This window comes from Streptomyces sp. NPDC033216 (assembly GCF_055577115.1).
In genome coordinates this window covers 253,612-273,932 of the sequence record NZ_JBVIQK010000006.1, presented here as the reverse complement: position 1 = coordinate 273,932, position 20,321 = coordinate 253,612, and the positions used below count along the sequence as shown (strand labels likewise).

Sequence of the window (20,321 nt, the reverse complement as noted above, 5' to 3'; positions counted from 1 at the left end):
CTACTCGGTGCCGGGTCGGCTCTGCCCGGGGGCCGCCTGCTGGACCACCTCGAAGGACCACAGCGTGGCACCCGAAGCGGCCGGTTTCGGCCGTTCGGCGCCCTCGGTCCCGCCTCCTCCGTGGGCCGACCGACCCTGAGCGGCCATCCAGTTCTGGAAGTCCTCCTCCGTGCGCCAGCGCGTGTAGACGAGATAGGTGTCGGTGCCCTCTACCGGGCGCAGCAGCTCGAACCACTCGAACCCGTCCGAGTTCTCCACCGCGCCCGCCCGCGCGGCGAACCGCTTCTCCAGCGTCTCGCGCTGCTCCTCGGGGACGGTCAGCACATTGATCTTGACGATGCTCATGCTCCCATTGTCCGCCGTCCGCCTGGTCGGGGCTTCCGTATCGTCGAGATCGACCCTCCTGCCTCTTGCCGCCTGCCGCCTGCCGCCTGCCTCCGGCCGCCTGCCGCCCGCCGCCCCGCGGTCCGGCCGGCCTGTCTCACGCCCAGGGCCGGTCCCCGCCCGGTTCCAGGGCCGGTCCCCGTTCCGCCCCGGTGCCGGTCCCCGACCCGGCGACCCTGGTGTTCCCGCCAAGGTCCTCCTCGGCACTGTCCCGACCCCGCCGGTCGGCCCCGGCCGCCCGCGAAACCCGCACGTGTGTACGAGCGGGGCCGTTAGGTTGATCCCATGGAACAGGGTGAGGAACCGCGACTCCTCTCGAACCGGTGGCCGACACGGACGGTCGCCAAGCCGACGGAGGGCCGATGACCCGGCCCGACAGCGGCGGCTTCGCGCTGTGGACGCTGCGCTTCGAGGACGAACGCGAGCGCCGGAACGCCCAGGGCGGCCCGGACTGGGAGCGTGGAGCGACCCTGCACCCGGCGGTGTGGTCCGGCATCCAGCGTTTCCAGGTCGGCGAGGACGGCGACGGCGCCAACCTCGTCGCCAAGGCCGGCCGGGCGGGGGACCCCGACTACGCGCGGGCGGTCCGGCTCTTCGTCGCCGAGGAACAGAACCACGCCCGGCTCCTCGCCCGGCTGCTCACCGCGGGCGGCATGCCGACCCTGGTCGGCCACTGGAGCGACACCGCCTTCGTACGGCTGCGGCGTCTCATGGGCCTGCGCCTGGAACTGCTCGTACTGATGATCGCGGAGGTGGTGGCACTGCGCTACTACCGCGCCCTGCGTGACGGTACCGACGACCCGCTGACCGCGGATGTCGCCGACCGTATCCTCGCCGACGAACAGCGCCACGTCCCCTTCCACTGCGAGCGGCTGCGTGCCTGTCTCGCGGAGCTGCCCCGCCCGGCCCGGCTCCCGGTGATGGCGTCGTGGCGGCTGCTCCTGCTCACGGCGGCGCTCGTCGTCGCCGCCGACCACGGTCCGGGACTGCGCCGACTCGGCCTCGGACGAAGGCGCTTCGTGGCGGACGTCATGGCCTCCTCCGGCGAGGTGGTCTCCGCGGTGCTCGCTCCGGTCAGTTGGAACCCCGGCCCGCACCGGACCCCGAATGCGAAACCGCACGGGAATCGGCACGGGGATCCGCGCGGGAATGCGCGGCCCGATCCGCAGGGGATGCCGGCGCCTCGCTCGCGGCACGGCGGTACTCGGCGTTGATCCGCCGGGCCTCCTCGAGCTGGTCCTCCAGAATGACGATGCGGCACGCGGCCTCGATCGGGGTGCCCTTGTCGACCAGCTCGCGGGCTCGGGCGGCGATCCGCAGCTGGTAGCGCGAGTACCGGCGGTGCCCGCCCTCCGAGCGGAGCGGACTGATCAGGCGGGCCTCCCCGATGGCCCGGAGGAAGCCGGGGGTGGTGCCGAGCATCTCGGCCGCCCGGCCCATCGAGTACGCCGGGTAGTCGTCGTCGTCCAGACGACCGATGAGCGGGTTGTCTGCTGTCATGTCACCTCGTTGATCGCCGCGTAGAAGGGACCCTGCCGCCGTCCGGCACCCGGGCCCCTGAGGAGATTCAACACCGTCCACCGGTCGTGCCGCCGTGCCGGTCCGCCGTTACGGGTACCCCGCCCGTCTGCCCTCCAGGTCGGACCACCCGTGGCCGGGCATGCGGAAGGGCCCCGCCGACAGCTGTCGGTGGGGCCCTTCTTCGCAGGTGGCAGGCCGTTTACCGGCCCTTCCCGCACACCTCCGGGACGTGGTGTCCCGGTTCGCTAGGCCGCCGAACCGAAGGCGGACCGCCGCTGCGACCGGCCGCGCGAGGACGCCGCGTCGCCGGTGGACCGGCCGCGCTCGCCGCCGCGCTCACCCCGCTCGCCACCGCCACCGCCACCGCCACCGCGACCGCGACGGCCACGGGAGGCGGAGCCGCCCGAGGAAGCGGAGCGCCGGGGGCGCTCCGCTACCGGCGCGGTGATCACGACGGGCACACCGGACGGGGTCTGAGCGCCGGTGATACGGGTCAGCTCCTCCTCGCCCGAGCGCACCGAGGTGACCTGAGCGGTGACACCGGCCGCGGCCGTCAGCCGGCTCATGGCGCGGCGCTGGTCCGGGGTGACGAGGGTGACGACACTGCCGGACTCGCCCGCGCGGGCCGTACGGCCGCCGCGGTGCAGGTAGTCCTTGGGGTCGGTCGGCGGATCCACGTTGACGACCAGGTCGAGGCTGTCCACGTGGATGCCCCGTGCGGCCACGTTCGTCGCGACGAGCACGGTCACATGGCCCGTCTTGAACTGGGTCAGCGTCCGGGTGCGCTGCGGCTGGGACTTGCCGCCGTGCAGAGCCGCGGCGCGCACGCCGTTGTTCAGCAGGTGCTTGGTCAGCCGGTCCACCGCGTGCTTGGTGTCCAGGAACATGATCACGCGGCCTTCGCGGGCCGCGATCTCGGTGGTGGTGCGCTGCTTGTCCGTGTCCTGCACGTGCAGGACGTGGTGCTCCATCGTGGTGACGGCGCCGGCCGACGGGTCGACGGAGTGGACGACCGGGTCGGACAGGTAGCGGCGGACCAGCCGGTCGACGTTGCGGTCGAGGGTGGCCGAGAACAGCATCCGCTGTCCGTCCGGCTTGACCTGGTCGAGCAGCGCGGTGACCTGCGGCATGAAGCCCATGTCGGCCATCTGGTCGGCCTCGTCGAGGACGGTGATGCGGACCTCGTCGAGGCGGCAGTCGCCCCGGTCGATGAGGTCCTTCAGCCGTCCCGGCGTGGCGACGACGACCTCGGCGCCGCCCCGCAGGGCGCTCGCCTGACGGCCGATCGACATGCCGCCGACGACCGTGGCCAGCCGCAGGCGTACGGCGCGGGCGTACGGCGTCAGCGCGTCGGTGACCTGCTGGGCCAGCTCGCGGGTCGGCACGAGGACGAGCGCGAGCGGCTGACGCGGCTCGGCCCGCAGGCCCGCCGTACGGGCCAGGACCGCGAGGCCGAACGCGAGGGTCTTGCCGGAGCCCGTGCGGCCACGGCCGAGGACGTCACGGCCGGCCAGGGAGTTCGGCAGGGTCGCGCCCTGGATGGGGAACGGGACGGTCATGCCCTCGCTGGCCAGTGCGGCGGCCAGCGGCGCGGGCAGACCCAGGTCGCCGAACGACTCGACGGCGGGCAGCGGGGGCGTCACCGTCTCCGGCAGCGCGAACTCGCCCTGCTGGGCCATCGGCCGACGGCCGGAGCCGCCCTGCGAACGACGGGGCGCGGAGGAGCGGTTGCCGGAGCCGGAGGAGCGCTGCGGGGCGCCGCCTCCGGAGCGGCCGTACGAGCGAGCGCTGGAACGTGCACGGTTCATGCAGGGAACCTTCCTTGATGCGGCGCGTATCAAGGAATTCCCGGAGCACATGAAGGCGCGGAGAATTGCGAGAACGAGCCTGAATGGGTGGGGCCGAAACAGGTGGACGGGAATCGCGTCACCGTCCTGCGGGAATCAGGTCGTCCCGCGCGGCACCCGGAAAAGCGTCGAGCCGGGGCCCGCACCCCACGGTGCGGGCCCCGGCTGCGACGTTACGCGTCAGGCAGGGTTAGGCGGGAACGATGTTCTCCGCCGTCGGGCCCTTCTGGCCCTGAGCGATGTCGAACGACACCTTCTGGCCTTCCTGGAGCTCACGGAAGCCCTGGGTCGCGATGTTCGAGTAGTGAGCGAAGACGTCGGGACCGCCGCCGTCCTGCTCGATGAAGCCGAAGCCCTTTTCGGCGTTGAACCACTTCACGGTGCCACTGGCCATTTTATTCTCCTTCGAGGGACGGTTCGGAGTCACCCTGTGTGCCTCCGGTCGCCGTGATGATCACCCCGATGGAAAAACCTTCTGGCAACCACAACTGCAACTGATGAAGACAGTAGCACGGTGCGTTCGGGCGGGTGCGCTGGACTATTTCGCCTGGTGAGCCGGTCGCGGGAATATTCATCGGGTGCTGCGGCAATTTCTTACCTCGCGACCACAGATATTGCTCCGCCGACGCTTCCGCATTCCTGCCGGAGTCGCCGACCACACCTCCGTGACCTCCTACGACGGCCGTCAGCACGATCTCTCCGCACGACACCCGCGAATGCCCGAAACCGCTGCCACTGCGACGAAGGACACATTCGGAGGAGCATGTGTCCGACGAGGCCCTCGCGCTCCGAGGGGAAGAAGCACGGACTCGAGGAACGCCGTGGGACGCGGGGACCGTGCCCGGTGGTCCCACCGGTCGGCCCCGAGGACCAGCCGTACCGCGCGCTCTCGGGGCGGGGCAGGACGGCGGGCACGCGAAGGATCGGCGGGCGCGGGCGGGGCGGCGGGGCCGGGCCGACAGTCGGCACCGCAGCGGTGGACTTCGCCTGGCCCCCGCGCGGAGGGCGGCTCCGAGGCCACGACGGCGCTGCCGCCGATCCCCGAGGCCTGACCCCGCGGCCACGTGGTCCTACAGGCCGAACTCCTGTGCCGACAGGCCGAGGACGGAGCACGCCTCACGCAGGACCTGCTCCTCGGCCGGCGCGACATACCCGTCCGCACCCGCGACGACGAACCCGGTCTGTACGACGGCTCTGGCCTCCGTCGGCTTCTTCGCGGCCTTGGCGATCTCCTGGAGAACCTCGGCCTTGCCCTGGGGGAAGTCGAAAGCCAGCCGGTCCACATGCTTGTTGAAGCGCTGGCGCAGCTGCTCGGGCGGGAAGTTCTGAAGGACGTCGTTGTTCATGATGAGCGACTCGACGTGCTGCCGCTCGGTCGGGTCGACGTGACCGTCGGCGGCGGCGACCAGTGCGCACATGGCCATGCTGGCGTCACGGTAGGCGCCGCTCTTCAACTCCGTCTTGAGGGAGGTGAGCTGCGACTTGAGCGTGCTCACCAGCTGAGCGCGCGAACCACCCGGTCCCGCGGCCCCCGGCCGCCCGTGGCCACCGGCGCCCCGCGCTCCCTGTGCCTGCTGGAGCCCCTTGGCCTGGTCCTTGATCCGATCCCACATCGCCACGCGTGCCACCCTCGGCTTCAGCCCTGTCGTTCCGGTCCGACGCGCGTGTCGCACGCGTCACCCTGCCAACGGCCGCCGTACCGGCGAAGTTCCGCGGCGGTCCGGCCGTCGCACGGGGCTGGGCTCAGGGCGCCGGCGCGGCCGCGAGGCACGACGCCGGCGTGGCGCTCCGGTCCGCCCTACTGGTCCCGCGGGTCGGGGCCGCCGAGCATCTCGGACGCGGACTGCATGGGGGAGAGGGACATGGCGCTCACGGGCGCGGCCTCCTCGGGGAGGCCGTGGCAGGTGAAGCCGAGGCGGCGCATGGCCCGGACGACCTCGCCGCTGCTGAAGTCACGGCGGTCCTGCCGGGTGACGACCTCGCCGACCTGCTTGACCGGGTAGCGGCGGCGGCCGATGGTGACGGACTCGCCCGTGATCAGCTCGGGAGTGACGCCCGCCATCGAGGCCAGCACCCCGCTCTTGGTCAGGTCGAACGGGTACCGGGCGATGACACAGCGCATGTTGCCTCACAGAGCGAAGAGAAGGGACTGGCCCGGGATACGGGAACCAGGGGGGAGGGGCGAGCGGTGAGGGAGTGGTGGTGCGTGCCGCATCCCCGAATCAGCGAACTGGGGCCCGCACCCCAAGGTGCGGGCCCCAGCTGCGAAGTGCGGGTCGGTGCCGGTACCGGGCGGTGACGGCAACTGAAATCGACAGTAGCACGGGCCTATCGGGCCCGGCCGGTCAAGGATTTCACTCTCTCGGACGACCGTGGGGCGGGATGTCCGCGGCCCCATACTCGAATGCAGGTTCGATCATTGAGGGGGGCGGAAACCGGTCTGGAGTACCGTGAGGGGGCCGGGAGCATCTCGTGCACCGGCCGCCCGCCGCTGCCGTTCGCGGTGACCGACGACGCCGGACCGGATCCGTCCGCGCCCGGAGCAGGGCTCGCCCCATGACCGTGAACGTCCCCAGCCGGCCGCCGACCCCGGAGCCCGTGCGGCCCGGTGTCCACCGGTGGACACCCGAACCGACACCCGACCGCAGACCGGGCCCGACACAGCGGGACCAGGACCCGTCCCCCTGGGAGGCCGACCGTGTCCGCGCGCTGAGCCGGAGTCAGGTCGAGGACCGGCTGGGGGAGCTGGGCGATCTCTACGCGGACACCTCCGGCGGCAAGCCGTGGGCGCGGGACCGGGACCGGGACGCGTTTCTGCGGGGGCTCGCCGGCGACGTACGGCGGCCGGGGTTCGCGCTGCTGATCGCCGAGACCACGGTCGTCACCGCGTGCGCCTACGGCTTTCCGGTGGACGACCGCGGGGCCTGGTGGCGGGGTGTGAGCCCCGACGGGCACCTGTCGGCGGACCTGGGCCGCCTCGCCGCCCGCGGGCGCCTCTTCGCGGTCTCCCGGATCGTCGTCCAGCCCGCCGTGCGCACCCGCCACCAGGGCCGCGACTGGAACCTGGCCCGGCGTCTCCAGCGGCGGCTGCTCGCCGACCACGCCGCCGCGGCGGGGGTCACGCTGGTGAGCCGTACCGACGCCGGGACGCTGAAGGCGCTGCTGTCCTGGGGATGGCGGCACGCCGAGGGCGACACCGGCGACGCGCCGCTGCCCGCCGCCGCCTGGCACGCTCTGATCCTCGACGCCTGAGACGGGCGCTCACACCTCGTCGGTGTGCGCGGGGCCCTCCGAGGACGATTCGCTGGCCGACAACCAGGACCGTGCGGGCCCGGCGGCCCGGGAGGTGTCGATGGTGAGATGCAGCCGGGTCCCGCCCTCCAGACCGACCGGATAACTGCGCTGCTCGGCCGAGGCGAAACAGTGGCGCAGTACTTCGGCGACACGACGCGCGACGTCCGGCGTCGCCGCGACGATACGGACCTCCGCGTAACCCTCCGAGGGCAACGGCTCCTGACCCACCCGGACCTCCCGTACGTATGTGCCGGCACGCTTCACGACGTACGGCCCGCTCCTCGAAGACTATGCCCGCTCGCCTGCCTCCGACGCTCGGGACCGGCGGGTCTCCCGCGGCCGGTGCCCGCTCGGTCGACGCCGAGTTCCCGCCCGGACGCGGCGCTCAGGGCGAAGGAGCCCGCGAAGCCGACGCGGTCCGCCACCGCGGCCCGGTCGGTTCCTCGCCGCGGCAGGTCGGCGGCCGGCGTGAGGCGGCGCATCCGCAGGTGGGTCAGCGGCGGCTGACCCGCCCGGGGCGGGCGAGGCCGGACGCACGGCCGCACGACGGTCTTCGGCGCCTCGGCCGCGTGTTCCCGGCCGCCCCGGCGGTAACGGCCCCGCGTCGACACGGGCGAGCGGCGGCACGCGGAGGGGGTGGCCCCGTCCACCCAGACTCACGCCACCTCGCGGCAGCGCGGGCTAGGATCCGGGCCATGGCCCTGACCGTGAACGACGTGGAACGGTTCGAGGACTTCAGGCCCCGCCTGGAGGTCATCGCCTATCGCCTCCTCGGCTCGGCGAGCGAGGCCGAGGACGCCGTGCAGGAGACGTTCCTGCGCTGGCAGGCCGCCGACGTCGAACGCGTCGAGGTTCCCGAGGCCTGGCTGACGAAGGTTCTCACCAACCTGTGCCTCAACCAGCTCACCTCGGCGCGCGCCCGGCGCGAGACCTACGTGGGTCAGTGGCTCCCCGAGCCGTTGCTCGCCGGGGACCCGATGCTCGGCCCCGCCGACACCGCCGAACAGCGCGAATCGGTGTCGTACGCGGTCCTCACGCTGCTCGAGCGTCTGTCGCCCAACGAGCGCGCGGTGTACGTGCTGCGGGAGGCCTTCGACTACCCGCACCGGGAGATCGCCGAGATCCTCGACATCTCCGAGGCCGCCAGCCAGCAGCTGTTCCACCGCGCGAAGAAGCACGTCGCGCAGGGCAAGGCCCGCACCGCGGTCGACGAGGCCGCCGCCCGGCGGATCATCGACGAGTTCCTGGCCGCCGCCACCAGCGGCCGGACCGAGCCGCTCGTACGGCTGCTCACCGAGGACGCCGTCTCGATCGGTGACGGCGGCGGAAAGGTCCCGGCCCGCGCCAGGGCGTTCGAGGGCGCGCTCGCGGTCGCGAAGTTCATGCGCGGCCTGTTCAAGCCCGGCAAGGCCAAGCGCGACCTGGCCGGCGGTTCGCCCGGGATCTACGTCACGATCGCCAACGGCGAACCCGCGGTCGTCGCCGTCGTCGACGGCCGCGTGATCGGTGTCATGTGTGTGGAGATCACCCCCGAGGGAATCGCCGCGTTCCGCAACCAGGTGAACCCCGACAAGCTCGAACGCGCGACGCGGCTGTGGGCGGCCACGGACCACGGCGAGCCTCTCCTCGTTCCGTTCTGACGCCGGTGTGAGCTGCTTCACACGACCTTCCTGTCAGGAAACGCGGGGCCGCCCGGTTCAAGGAGCGAACCCGCCCAAGACAGGAGCATGGAGATGCAGCATCGCGTCATCGTCCTCGGAGCCGGATACAGCGGAGCCATCGCCGCCGGGCGCCTCGCCAGGCGACTGCACCGCGAAGAGGTCGCCATCACCCTCGTCAACGCCGAGCCCGACTTCGTCGAGCGCGTGCGGATGCACCAGCTCGCCGTGGGCCAGGACCTCCGGCCCCGCCCCTTCAGCGAGATGTTCGCGGGCACCGGCGTGGAGCTGAGGCTCGCGAGGGTCACCGCCGTGGACGCCGAGCGCAGGACGGTCACCGTCACCGGCACGGACGGCGGCACCGACGCGGAGGAACTGGAGTACGACACCCTCGTGTACGCCCTCGGCAGCGCCTGGGACGACCAGGGGGTCCCGGGTGTCGCCGAGCACGCCCACGAGATCTCCGGTCGGCCCGGCGCACTCCGGCTGCGCGAACGCCTGGCCGGCCTGGACGCCGGACAGCCCGTGGTCGTGGTCGGCGGCGGCCTCACCGGCGTCGAGGCCGCGACCGAGATCGCCGAGGCCCGCCCGGACCTCGACGTGACCCTCGCCGCCCGCGGCGCCCTCGGCGACTGGCTCTCCCCCAAGGGCCGCGGGCATCTGCGGAAGGTCTTCGACGACCTCGGCATCACCGTGCACGAGCACGCCACCGTCACCGCCGTCGGCGCCGACCGCGTCACCACCGCCGACGGCACGTCCGTACCGGCCGCGGTCACCGTGTGGACCACCGGCTTCGCCGTCCACCCGATCGCGCGGGCCACCACCCTGGAGGTCACCGACAGCGGTCAGATCGTGGTGGACCGGACCATGCGCTCGGTCTCCCACCCGGACGTGTACGCCATCGGCGACGCGGCCAGGGTGACGGGCCCCGCCGACAAGCCCCTGCGCATGTCGTGCGCGTCGGGCGTACCCACCGCCTGGCAGGCGGCCGACGCCATAGCCGCCCGCCTGACCGGCACGAAGATCCCCGAAGTGCCCCTGCGCTACTTCAACCAGTGCGTCTCCCTCGGCCGCAGGCAGGGCCTGATCCAGTACGTCACCGCGGACGACCGGGCCGTCCGCGCGGCCCTGACCGGACGCATCGCCGCCCTCTACAAGGAACTGGTCTGCAAGGGCGCGGCCTGGGGAGTGGCCAACCCCACCGTCCTGCCGACCCGCCGACGCCGAGTCGCGGGGACGGCGGCGCGGCCCGAGACCGCGGTCGGGACGGCGGTCTGACGGCGGACGACGCGGTCTGCCGACGGCCTGACGGCGGACGGCGGTGGCCTGGCTCCGCGGCGGACGACGGCGCCTCGACGGCCGCCGAGCCGCGAGGGATTGCTCAGTGACCGCTCCGACGCCCCGTCCGTGGCCCTTCCCCGTGCTGGCCGGAGGGGGGATCCAGGGCCGCTCTCGACCTGTTCCTGTCGCTGTGCCGCCCGGTCATCGAGGACCGGGCGGCACAGCGACGGCCGTTCCGGTGACCCGTTCCGATGACCGGCTCCCGTGACTGCTCCTACACTCGTCGCGGTCACGCGCCGTGCCGACGTGGAGGGGGAGCCGGATGCCGCTGAACGCCGTGGCCGGGCCGGGGGACGACGCCGTGCCGGGGGCGACGCTGGAGAGACTGCTGTCGGTCATGGGGGCAGGAGCGCTGGAGGTGTGCGTGGCTCCGCGTGGCCTCCGGGTCGTGGTCGAGGGGGTCGCCGTGCTGGACCCCTTGGAACCGGCGCCGTCGCGGGGGCACGTGCTGCTGGCGGTGGGCGTCGATCCGCGGTCGGCGGCCGCCGTCGACGCCGTACGCGATGCCGCCGGATCGGGCGCTGCCGCGGTCGTCTTCGGGCAGGGCCCGTCGGGGCGGCCCCCGGAGGCGCTGCGGTCGGCCGCCGAGGGCACCGGTACGGCGCTGCTGTTCCGGACGACGTGGTGCGGCTGGACCGAGCTGGTCGGCGCGTTGCGGGCCGGTCTGGTCCTGTCCGGGGTCCCCGCCGATCCGGCCGTCTCCGCCGTGACGTCGGGTGATCTCAACGGGCTGGCCGACGCGGTCGGCGTCCTGGTCGGGGGCGCGGTGACGATCGAGGATCCGGAGTCCCGCGTTCTGGCGTACTCGTCCACCAAGGAGGACGTGGACGAGCTGCGCCGCCTGACGATCCTCGGCCGCCGGGTTCCGGAGTGGCGGGTGGCCGCCATGCGGGAGGCCGGATTCTTCCGGGCCCTGTGGGGTTCCGGGGACGTCATCCACCGGCCGGCGCACGGGGACGACCCCGAGCGCCTGGTGGTGGCCGTCCGGGCGGGCGGCGAGGTCCTGGGGTCGATCTGGGTGGCGGCCGCGGGCAGCGACCTGCCGCCGCACGCCGCCGACACCCTGCGGTCGGCGGCACGGGTGGCCGCCGCGCACCTGCTGCACCACCGGTCCCACCGGTCGCCCGCCCGCCTGGCCGAGGACGCGGCACGCGCACTGCTCGACGGACGTGGATCCGCCGCCGTACTGACCGAACGGACCGGCCTCCCGGCGCGGGGACACTGCGCCGTCCTGGCGGTACGCCCCGGAGTCACCGGCACGGCGGAGGAGAACGGAAGGCTGTGCGCCCTGCTGGCGGTGCGCTGCGGCGCGTATGACGTCACTCCGGTGGTGCTGCCGGTCGAGCAGGGTGCTCTGGTCCTGCTCGGCGCGCTGCACCAGGACCCGGCGCGGGCCGTCGATCAGGTCTCGCGCCTCGGGGCGTCACTGGTCCGGCAGGTGGCCGACACGTTCGGACCGGACGCGCGGATCGGTCTGGGCACCGTGGTCGAAACCCTGGCGGACCTGCCCGCATCCCGCCGGTCGGCGGACCTGGCCCTGCGAGCCCTGCTGTCGTCGGGGGAGCACCGCGCCGTCGCCTTCGCGAGCGAGGTGGCCGAGACGATCGCCCTGAACGAGATGCTGGACACGCTGACGGGGACGGCGTCGCCGGCACGGGACACGCCCGTGGCGCGACTCGTGGCGTACGACGCCGGAAACGGCGGCGGCACCATGGTGGAGACCCTGCGCGCCTACCTCGACCACTTCGGTCATGTGCCGGACGCCGCACGGGCCTTGGGCGTGCACGCGAACAGCCTGCGGCACCGGATCAGCCGGCTCACCGAGGTGTCCGGGCTCGACCTGCGCAGCCCGGACGCCCGACTGCTCGCACAGCTCCAGCTGCGCCTCCTCGACCGCGACGGCCGGGAGGCCTGAGTCCTTGAAGATTGCCTGGGCCGCCGGGCTTGGGCCGACGGGAGAACCCCCAGTCTGCGGGAGGCCTGAGCTGCCGTGAGGCCCGAGCCGCCGTGAGCTCCGGCCCACTGGGAGGCCTGGGCCGCCGTTTCGGCCCGAGCCGTCGGGAGGCCTGAATCCCTGGGCGCCGCCACGATGGAAGGGCGGCTTCTTCGTGCCCGCGCACAACGGCCACCGCTCCCCGCCCGTGGTGTCGCTCCACGGTGAGAAGCGCGGGACGGGACACCGGAACTCCCCACGAAGACACCGGCACCGCTGCGAGGGAACCTGGTGGTCCGCCGCGCGGCGACCGGGCGCGCAACTCAAGGCTTCGGGAAGGTGCACGATGAGCGTTTCCGCGAGGGACAGGGACGACGCCGGGACCACGGCCCGGGCGGGCCGGCGTGAACGGATACTGCGAGCAGCCGTACGGCAGGGACTCCTGGACCCGGAGTCGGCGCTGCTGGCCGGATTCGTCGACCTGGACGGCGTCGACGACACGGTCACCTCCCTGCGGAGCGCGTTCCCCGACACCCTCCAGGTCCTGCACGCCTTCGCGGCCAAGGCGAACTGCCTGGTCCCCGTGCTGGAGGCACTGCGCCTGAACGGCATGGGCTGCGAGGTTGCCAGCGCCGGCGAGCTGGCCCAGGCGCTGGCGGCCGGCTTCGACCCCGCCGACATCGTGTTCGACTCCCCGGCCAAGACCCGGGCGGAACTGGTCCGGGCACTGAGCCTGGGCGTCGCCGTGAACGCGGACAGCTTCCAGGAACTCGCGCGCATCGACGAGATCCTGGCGACCCGCCCTTCCGACTCGCGCATCGGCGTACGCCTCAACCCCCAGGTCGGCGGCGGCTCGATCAGCGCCATGAGCACGGCTACCGCGACCTCGAAGTTCGGTGTCCCCCTGGACGACGACGGCAACCGGCAGCGCCTGCTCCAGGCGTACCGGGACCGTCCCTGGCTCACCTGGGTGCACACGCACGTCGGGTCGCAGGGCTGCCCCCTGGACCTGATCGCCGCGGGCGTCGCGAAGGCGGTGGAGTTCGCCGAGGAGATCAACGCCCACCTCGGCCACCGACAGGTCACCGGCATCGACATCGGCGGCGGACTGCCGGTCAACTTCGACAGCGACGAGACGATCCCCGGCTTCGACACCTACGTGAACCGGCTGCGCGATCACGCACCCGCTCTGTTCTCCGGCGAGTACCGGATCGTCACCGAGTTCGGCCGCTCCGTCCTGGCGAAGAACGGGTTCATGGCCGCGTACGTCGAGTACACCAAGACCGTCGGCGGCCGCCCCATCGCGATCACCCACGCCGGCGCCCAGGTCGCCACCCGAACCGTGTTCGCCCCCGACGCCTGGCCCCTGCGGATCGAGGCCTATGACCCCGGCGGCAACGCCAAGCACGGCCGGCCCGTGTCCCAGGACGTGGCGGGCCCGTGCTGCTTCGCCGGTGACCTGCTGGCCCGCGACCGGGCGCTGCCCCTCCTGGACGCCGGTGACCTCGTCGTCGTGCCGGACACCGGCGCCTACTACTTCTCCACGCCCTTCCACTACAACAGCCTGCCCGAACCCGCCGTCCACGGCGTCCGGGTCGACGCGGACGGCCGCGTCACGTTCCGCCCGCTCCGCGCCGCCCGGACCGTCGACCCGGCCGCAGCGGCCCTCGCGGGGCGATGACCGTCTCACCGAGGAAAGGCAGGTGCAGCAGCCATGACATCACGGCGCGCCCCGCCGGGGCGTCCCCCGCCGCCGCCCCGACGGGCGGCCGGGCACGGCGGGGTGACGGCGTCCCCGCTGTGCACGTGATATTTCGATCCCCAGTTGTCACTGGCATGCCATACCCTGCTCTCCTCGGCAGCGTCCGCACACCCGTCGTCGGTGTGAGGGGGGACGCGCGTCCGATTCAGCTCCGCCCGGTGACAACCGGGCTGCTTCTGTGGGGGTTCACATCACTGTGCGCAGGCGCACCATCTCGACCGCGACCGCACTCGCGGTCGTCTTCAGTTCCGCGGTCCTCGCCGTGGGCGCGGCGGGACCGGCGGCGGCCGACTCCGCCAGGACGCTTCCGGTGAAGTCGGTCGGCGACATCGTCGTGGACGGCGCCCACCAGCGCGTCTACGTCTCCGACCCGACCGGCGGCAAGATCGTCGTCACCGACTACGCGGGCGCCGTGAAGGCGACGCTGACCGGGCTCTCCGGCGTGACCGGCCTCGCGCTGTCCGCCGACTCCGGGCAGGTGTACGCGGCCGTGACGAACGCCGACCGGATCGTGTCGGTGGAGACGGGGACGTACACCGAGACCGCGAGTTACGCGGTCGGCACGGCCCCCGGCGACCTGGAGGTGGTGGACGGCCGGATCTGGTTCGCCCACGGCACCGACTTCGGTTCGCTCGACGTCTCCGGCACCGAACCCGTCGTCCACCTCGCGGAGCGGGGCGACGTCGAATTCCACGGCGCGTACGGGATGTTCCTCGCCTCCGATCCGGCCGTCCCGGGCGTCCTGGTGGCGGGCAACGGCGGCCGGCTCGCCGTGTACGACGTCACAGCCGACGGCGCCACGCTGCGGGTCAAGGGCGACATGGACACCGCCGTGAAGCAGCTGGACCTGACGCCCGACGGCGCCCAGGTGCTCACCTCCTGGGGCAGCCCCGACCAGGGCTACGGCATCGGCGCCTACGCGAGCGCCGACCTCACCGAGCAGCCGGGTTACCCCACCGACGCGTACCCGAACGCCGTGCGGGTCGCGCCCGACGGCAGCGTCGCCGGCGGCAGCTTCTCCTGGTACGAGCCCGACGTGCACATCCACCGGCCCCAGGACCCGACGCCGACCCGGGAGTACGACTTCCCCAACACCGGCAACAGCAGCGGCGCCGACACCCTCGTGGACGGAGCACTGGCCTGGGCGCCGGACGCGAGCCGCGTCTTCGCCGTCTCCGTGAACACCTACGGCACGTACACCCTGCGCGCCCTGACCGACCCGACCAAGGAACTGCCCAGCCTCACGGTGTCGGCCCCCGCGACGGCGGAACGGGCCAAGACGCTCACCGCCACCGGCAAGCTGACCTCGAAGACACCCCTTCCCGCGGGCACCGTCCTGAAGGCGATCCGTACGGACCTGGAGTCGCCGAGCGGCAAGGCCCTGGCCGCCGTCAGGACGAAGGCCGACGGCACCTTCTCCTTCACGGACATCCCGCCCGCCGGCGGCAAGGTCACCTACAAGGTGTCCTACGCGGGCGACGCCACGCACGCCCCCGCCGCCGGCCACGACGCGGTACAGGTCTCGCGCAAGGCGACCGCGCTGACCCTGAACAACAACGGCAAGCTGTACGCGTACGGCAAGGACGTCACCTTCACCGCGCACCTCGGTACGACGTACAAGAACCGGACCGTCTCCCTGTACGCGGACCCCTTCGGCTCCGACAAGCCGAGGAAGCTGCTGAAGAAGGCGAAGGTCAACTCCAGCGGCAACCTGTCGGCGATCGTCGACATGACCCGTGACACCACCGTCACCGCCGTCTTCGACGGTGATGCCCGGTACGCGTCCAAGACCGTGAAGTCGACCGCGTACGCCAACGCGAAGATCTCCACCGCCGTCTCCCGGCACTACAAGACGGGCAAGATCGGCTCCACGACGTACTACTACTTCCGCAAGAACACCGACCCGTTGTTCACCACGACGATGAACTACTACTCGGGCCGCCAGCAGCGGTTCCAGCTCCAGGTCTACTACCAGGGCGCCTGGTACGACTCCGGGTCCGAGTACTTCGCCCTGGGCACCAACGGCAGGTCGGCCGTGAGCCTGGAAGCGCCGGGCGACTCCGGCATCCGGGCCAGGATGCGCTCGTCGTACATCAACGGCTCCTCGGGCGACACGGTCAACTCCACGACCCACGGCGCCTGGAAGTACTTCGCCTTCACCAACTGACCGGCACCGCACTCGAAGGACCACTGCGACACCCTCCGGGTCCCCGACCCGGAGGGTGTCGCCGCCTCGGCCGGGCGGCCCACGCCCTCGCCGGTCCTGTTACCGCCTCGGTCCGGCGAAGGCGTAGGCCGTGGTGCCGACGACCGTGAGGACCAGGGCCGTCCAGGTGCCCGGTGCCGCGCCGGGTGGCAGCAGCATCCAGCCCGCCACCTGCGCCGCCGTACTCGTGGCGGGCGGGGCGAAGAACGAGAACGAGAGCCAGGCGAACGGCGGCGTCCATGCGTACCGGCCGCCCGCGAGCACCGCGCCCAGGGCGACCAGGCCCATCAGGCCCGCGCTGTCCCGCAGGACGAACGCGGTGGCGGCCATGTCCTCGCCCATCGTCTGCACGGTCAGCAGCACCGTGCCGACGACCACGGCGGCGAGCAGTACGTGAGCCGCTCTGCGGGGGACCCAGCGGATCGCGGCCGTCCGGTCCAGCGCGAGGTCCTGCCCGCTGAGCCCGACCGAGGCCGCCATCGCCCCCGCGGCGAGGACGAGCAGGGGCGGCCGCGGATCCCCCGGCCCCTGGCCCCCGTCCCGGACGAGTGCCCACACCGCCACCGCGCTGATCACCACCGCGGCGAGCGACGCGGGTACCTGACGCGAACGCGCGTACAACGTCAGCCATCTCACCGGGGCGCACCCCCGTTCAGCGCCTCGAAGGCGTCGCCTCTGCACGAGAGCGCGGCGGCACGCATCGCGTTGATGCGCGCGAGCTGCCCGGCCCGCGGAAGCGCCCTGAGTTCCTGCCACACCGGGCGGGCCCGGGCGTCGACTTCGCGCCCCCACCCCGCCTGCTCCGTACCGGGAAGCGACCTGAGGTCCCCGAGGACCCAGCCCACCGCGACGGTCCGCGCGAGGACGTCTCCCGTCGAGTCGCTCCAGCCGACGGGGGAGCACCCCGGCACCATGCCTTTCGCGACCAGGGCCCAGGTCAGTTCCTCGCCCGTGGCGGCGGCGACGACCTCGTCGTCGAAGTCGAAGAACACGGCCTCGCGGGACCACCGCGGTGTGGTGCCGTCCGGCAGTACGGCGGTGTTCTCCCGGACCGAGACCGGCGCCCGGCCGCCCAGGGCGCCGCGCAGCAGGCTCAGCGCCTCCTTACCGGGACCCGCGAGGTCGGCGAGTCGTGCCTGCTGCGTCCTCGTCACGCACACCGGGCCGTCGCACACCGGCTCCGCGGCGGCCTCGTCGACGACGTACATCCGGCGCGGGTCGGAGGGGAGGACGAGCAGGGCGAGCGCCGCGCCCGCCAGCACGGGCGTCAGGGCGATCAGCCGGGCGCGCGGGGTCGCGGCGACCAGCAGCGCGAAGCCGGTCGCCGCCATGCCGAGCAGCCAGATCGCCTGTCCGACGTGCACGGAGGCGGAGAGGGTGACGAACACGTCGTGCACCTCCCGCACCGCCGGTGACAGCAGGGACACCCGGTTCGGCTCCGTGCTCGTGATGCCCGCCGCCGTGGTCGTCTCCGTCCGGCCCAACGACATGTGCATGAGGGTTGTGAACACGAAGGCGGCCATGGTCAGAGCGGGCGGGGTGAGCGCAGACGGCAGGGCCCGCCCGGCCCCCATGCCCAGCACGGCACCCGCGACGAGGAAGAGCGCCCCCACCAGCGAGATCGGCAGCCACCCCAGGTGGGTGTAGGCGGTGTTGCCGACCACCTGGACCGCGCCCACGAGGACGAGGAGCGCGAAGGCCGAGACCAGGGTGATCGCCGTCGCGCCCGCCAGCGTGGCCGCGCGGTGCCGGGCGGGCCTCGGTGTGCTCGTCAGCAGCTCGGACATCCGGGAGCGATGGTCGCGCAGGCCCTGCAACGCCCCGAGCCCCACCGTCAGCGGCCACAGGTAGAACAGCAGGGAGCGGGTCCACAGGGCCAGGGACGTCCACTGTGCCGTCCACGCCGTGGTGCCCCTCCACCACGCGGCGTCCACCAGGTACAGGAACCCCAGCGCGCTCATCAGGACCACGGCGCCGGCCCACGGGGCGACGGAGCGCCTCAGCTCGATACGCAGGACACGGACGCTCACCAGGCGCCCCTCGACTGCTCGGGGCCCTGGAGCAGCGCCGAGTAGCCGCGCTCCAGCGGACTGTCGCCCACGTGCTCGGGGCCGCCCGCGGCGGCCAACTCGTCCGGGGTGCCCTGGAAGACCAGTCGGCCCTCGGCGAGGAGCACCACGTCGGTGCAGGCGGCGGCGACGTCCTCGACCAGGTGGGTCGAGACGACCACGCAGGTGTCTGTGCCCAACTCCTGAAGCAACTCGCGCAGGCGCAGCCGCTGCGCCGGGTCCAGGCCCACCGTCGGCTCGTCCAGCAGCAGGATCGACGGATCGTTGACGATGGCCTGGGCGATGCCCGCCCGCCGCACCATGCCGCCCCACAGCGTCCTCATCCGCGAATCGGCGCGGTCCGCCAGGCCCACCCGCTCCACGGCACGCTGTACCGCCGCCGGGATGTCCGCCTCGGGTACCTCCTTCAGCCAGGCCATGTACTCGACGAACTCCCGCACGGTGAAGCGCTTGTAGTAGCCGAACTCCTGCGGCAGATAGCCGATCCGGCGGCGCAGCGTCCGCTGCTCACCCCTGCCGCCCGCGGACTCGCCGAGCAGCTCCAGGGTGCCCTCGGTGGGGCGCAGCACGGTGGCCAGTGTCCGGATGAGGGTGGTCTTTCCCGCCCCGTTGGGGCCGAGGAGGCCGTGCACGCCGGTGCCCAGCGACAGGTCGAGCCCGTCGACGGCCATCCGTTTCCTGCCGACCCCGACCCTCAGCCCGGTGGCCTGGATCTCCCAGACGTAGGCCGTCGGCGCGATGTCGGCCGCGCTCACCGCGGGCATCATGTGGTGGTCCTTTCCGATGGTCAACGATGGGCTCCCAGCACGGAGTAGGCGCCCCTGCGCGCGATCACGACACCGATGCCGAGCGCGAGGATCAGCCCCCACACGGGCAGACCGCCTGTCTGTAGGGCGAAGGTCGTACGGCTGGCGGCGAGGGTCGGCGCCACGACCACGGCAGCCCACACGACGGCCAGCGCGACGGCGGCGCGGGTCACACCGACGACACCGCCGAGCGCCAGCGTCACCGAGGTGAAGGCCAGGCAGGGCAGCAGCCACTGAGCCACCATCACCCCTGTCGCCCATCCCCCCACCAGCAGCGCGGGGACGACCACGCCGAGCACGGACGCGGTGCGCCGCAACACCAGGTGGAGCCCGGCCCTCGGCGCGGCGGCCGTCAGCTCGTACGCCGGGTCCAGGCCGCGGGACCAGGACGCCGCGACGCCGAGCACGGGCAGGACCGGAGCGAACAGCAGCACCAACGACACCTCGCCGGAGCCGTTGTCGACCAGGTCCAGCAGCAGCGCGAGCAGTGTCACGCCCACGACCATGGCCAGCCACGGCACCATCGTGGGCGTCATCCACCTCGACAGCCGCGCCGTCCAGCGCCGTCCGCGCGGCACCGGGGCGATGGCGGACAGTTGGGGTGCGAGGCCGGACCACACGGTGTCGACCAGCGACACCACGGCGGGCACCGCGGCACCGGCAGCGGCCGAGAGCCGGTCGCGGCACACCCGGCACGCCTCCAGATGGGCCTCCAGGGCCCACACCTCGTCGGCGGCGAGGTCCGTGCCGCCGCGCGCGTAACCGTCGATGACGCGCGTCGACGCGTGTTCCACGCTCATGTCAGCGCCCTCCGCATCGCGATCCGGGCCCGGCGGGCACGGGTCTTGACCGTGCCCTCGGGCAACCCGAGCAGGACCGCGGTCTCCCGGACGGACAGCCCGTCGAGCACCATGGCCTGAAGTACTTGTCTGAGTTCCGGCGCGAGGCGCCGCAGCGCGTCGCCGACGTCCCCGCCGAGGGTCACCGCGAGCGCCTCCTCCTCGGCGGCGGGCGCCACGGGCCGCGGGGCCGCCGCGGGCGGCGGGTCCGCGTGGTGAGCCCTGCGCCGGAAGGCGTCGACCAGGCGGCGCGCCGCGATCGTCCACAGCCATCCGACGGCCGTCCCGCCCACCGAGGCTCCCGCGAACGCGCCCGCCGCGCGCCACACCGCCAGATACGTCTCCTGCATGACCTCGGCGACGATCTGCTCGTCGGCACAGCGACGTCGCAGCCGCACCGCCATCCACGGCGCGGTGCGCCGGTACAGCTCCTCGAACGCCGCGCGGTCACCCGTGGCCACCAGCCGGACGAGACGCTCCTCGTCCGGCTCGCCCGGTGCCTTCCTGACTGATCTCACACCCGCTAGACGCCCGGACCGCACGGCGGGTTTTGCCCAGCGTGTGATCCCCGTCATACGCGGGGGTCATGCGGGGATCCCCAGGCCGGCGGTGCCGATCTGATGGCATTCGGCGCGCCGACGACGACGGACAGCGGGAGGTC

18 protein-coding genes and 1 pseudogene are annotated in these 20,321 nt (G+C 72.9%); 7 read left to right on the top strand and 12 right to left on the bottom strand.

All coding sequences use genetic code 11. From position 1 onward, the window contains the following. Complete coding sequence (locus tag ACZ5Y0_RS15115) at positions 1-345, bottom strand: antibiotic biosynthesis monooxygenase family protein (protein ID WP_469129101.1); 345 nt, start codon at positions 343-345, stop codon at positions 1-3. A 401-nt stretch (positions 346-746) separates the two neighbouring features. Here ACZ5Y0_RS15115 and ACZ5Y0_RS15110 point away from each other — a divergent pair, with 401 nt between their 5' ends. Further along, positions 747-1,598, top strand: a complete 852-nt coding sequence (locus tag ACZ5Y0_RS15110) for a ferritin-like domain-containing protein (protein WP_469129100.1) — start codon at positions 747-749, stop codon at positions 1,596-1,598. Here the strand turns inward: ACZ5Y0_RS15110 and ACZ5Y0_RS15105 are convergent. From ACZ5Y0_RS15105 to ACZ5Y0_RS15085, 5 genes and pseudogenes are all read right to left on the bottom strand, one after another. Beyond that, a pseudogene (locus ACZ5Y0_RS15105) lies at positions 1,552-1,884 on the bottom strand (helix-turn-helix domain-containing protein); the annotation flags it as partial. The gene ACZ5Y0_RS15110 and the pseudogene ACZ5Y0_RS15105 sit on opposite strands and share 47 nt — an antisense overlap. Before the next feature lie 266 nt (positions 1,885-2,150). After that, complete coding sequence (locus tag ACZ5Y0_RS15100) at positions 2,151-3,713, bottom strand: DEAD/DEAH box helicase (protein WP_469129099.1); 1,563 nt, start codon at positions 3,711-3,713, stop codon at positions 2,151-2,153. Positions 3,714-3,942: 229 nt separating this feature from the next. After that, positions 3,943-4,146 carry a cold-shock protein gene (locus ACZ5Y0_RS15095; protein WP_073493870.1) on the bottom strand — a complete coding sequence of 68 codons (204 nt, stop codon included), beginning with the start codon at positions 4,144-4,146 and terminating at the stop codon, positions 3,943-3,945. A gap of 676 nt (positions 4,147-4,822) precedes the next feature. Then, positions 4,823-5,371 carry a tellurite resistance TerB family protein gene (locus ACZ5Y0_RS15090; RefSeq protein WP_469129098.1) on the bottom strand — a complete coding sequence of 183 codons (549 nt, stop codon included), beginning with the start codon at positions 5,369-5,371 and terminating at the stop codon, positions 4,823-4,825. Positions 5,372-5,550: 179 nt separating this feature from the next. Further along, on the bottom strand, positions 5,551-5,874 hold the full coding sequence (locus ACZ5Y0_RS15085; protein ID WP_469129097.1) for an SCO5918 family protein: 324 nt from the start codon (positions 5,872-5,874) through the stop codon (positions 5,551-5,553). A 434-nt stretch (positions 5,875-6,308) separates the two neighbouring features. Between ACZ5Y0_RS15085 and ACZ5Y0_RS15080 the strand changes: the two genes are divergently transcribed. Then, entirely contained in the window at positions 6,309-7,004 is a 696-nt protein-coding gene (locus ACZ5Y0_RS15080) for a hypothetical protein (protein WP_469129096.1), read from the top strand. A gap of 9 nt (positions 7,005-7,013) precedes the next feature. On the opposite strand, the gene ACZ5Y0_RS15075 is transcribed toward ACZ5Y0_RS15080, so the two are convergent. Then, positions 7,014-7,310, bottom strand: coding sequence for a hypothetical protein (locus ACZ5Y0_RS15075; protein ID WP_469129095.1), 297 nt, complete (start codon positions 7,308-7,310; stop codon positions 7,014-7,016). A 431-nt stretch (positions 7,311-7,741) separates the two neighbouring features. Between ACZ5Y0_RS15075 and ACZ5Y0_RS15070 the strand changes: the two genes are divergently transcribed. The 5 genes from ACZ5Y0_RS15070 (at position 7,742) to ACZ5Y0_RS15050 (ending at position 15,907) form a co-directional block, all read left to right on the top strand. Next, complete coding sequence (locus ACZ5Y0_RS15070) at positions 7,742-8,686, top strand: RNA polymerase sigma-70 factor (protein WP_469129094.1); 945 nt, start codon at positions 7,742-7,744, stop codon at positions 8,684-8,686. A 93-nt stretch (positions 8,687-8,779) separates the two neighbouring features. After that, entirely contained in the window at positions 8,780-9,982 is a 1,203-nt protein-coding gene (locus ACZ5Y0_RS15065) for an NAD(P)/FAD-dependent oxidoreductase (RefSeq protein ID WP_469129093.1), read from the top strand. Positions 9,983-10,307: 325 nt separating this feature from the next. Continuing rightward, positions 10,308-11,960 (top strand): PucR family transcriptional regulator, encoded by a 1,653-nt coding sequence (locus ACZ5Y0_RS15060; protein WP_469129092.1) that lies wholly within the window; start codon positions 10,308-10,310, stop codon positions 11,958-11,960. 364 nt (positions 11,961-12,324) lie between these two features. Next, positions 12,325-13,659: a type III PLP-dependent enzyme domain-containing protein gene (locus ACZ5Y0_RS15055; protein ID WP_469129091.1), complete on the top strand. Its 1,335-nt coding sequence runs from the start codon at positions 12,325-12,327 to the stop codon at positions 13,657-13,659. A 277-nt stretch (positions 13,660-13,936) separates the two neighbouring features. Next, positions 13,937-15,907: an Ig-like domain repeat protein gene (locus ACZ5Y0_RS15050; RefSeq protein ID WP_469129090.1), complete on the top strand. Its 1,971-nt coding sequence runs from the start codon at positions 13,937-13,939 to the stop codon at positions 15,905-15,907. Between the two features lie 99 nt (positions 15,908-16,006). Here the strand turns inward: ACZ5Y0_RS15050 and ACZ5Y0_RS15045 are convergent, their stop codons facing one another. The 5 genes from ACZ5Y0_RS15045 to ACZ5Y0_RS15025 are packed head-to-tail and all read right to left on the bottom strand — an operon-like array spanning position 16,007 to position 20,178. Next, the gene (locus tag ACZ5Y0_RS15045; protein ID WP_469129089.1) at positions 16,007-16,582 is read right to left on the bottom strand and encodes a hypothetical protein; all 576 of its coding nucleotides are present in this window, start codon (positions 16,580-16,582) and stop codon (positions 16,007-16,009) included. Continuing rightward, the gene (locus ACZ5Y0_RS15040; protein ID WP_469129088.1) at positions 16,579-17,976 is read right to left on the bottom strand and encodes a hypothetical protein; all 1,398 of its coding nucleotides are present in this window, start codon (positions 17,974-17,976) and stop codon (positions 16,579-16,581) included. The genes ACZ5Y0_RS15045 and ACZ5Y0_RS15040 overlap by 4 nt, the downstream gene beginning before the upstream one ends. After that, entirely contained in the window at positions 17,973-18,782 is an 810-nt protein-coding gene (locus tag ACZ5Y0_RS15035; protein ID WP_469129187.1) for an ATP-binding cassette domain-containing protein, read from the bottom strand. Before ACZ5Y0_RS15035 ends, ACZ5Y0_RS15040 begins: the two co-directional genes overlap by 4 nt. A 20-nt stretch (positions 18,783-18,802) precedes the next feature. Beyond that, positions 18,803-19,621, bottom strand: coding sequence for a zf-HC2 domain-containing protein (locus tag ACZ5Y0_RS15030; protein WP_469129087.1), 819 nt, complete (start codon positions 19,619-19,621; stop codon positions 18,803-18,805). After that, on the bottom strand, positions 19,618-20,178 hold the full coding sequence (locus tag ACZ5Y0_RS15025) for an RNA polymerase sigma factor (RefSeq protein ID WP_469129086.1): 561 nt from the start codon (positions 20,176-20,178) through the stop codon (positions 19,618-19,620). Before ACZ5Y0_RS15025 ends, ACZ5Y0_RS15030 begins: the two co-directional genes overlap by 4 nt. Between the last annotated feature and the right edge of the window lie 143 nt (positions 20,179-20,321).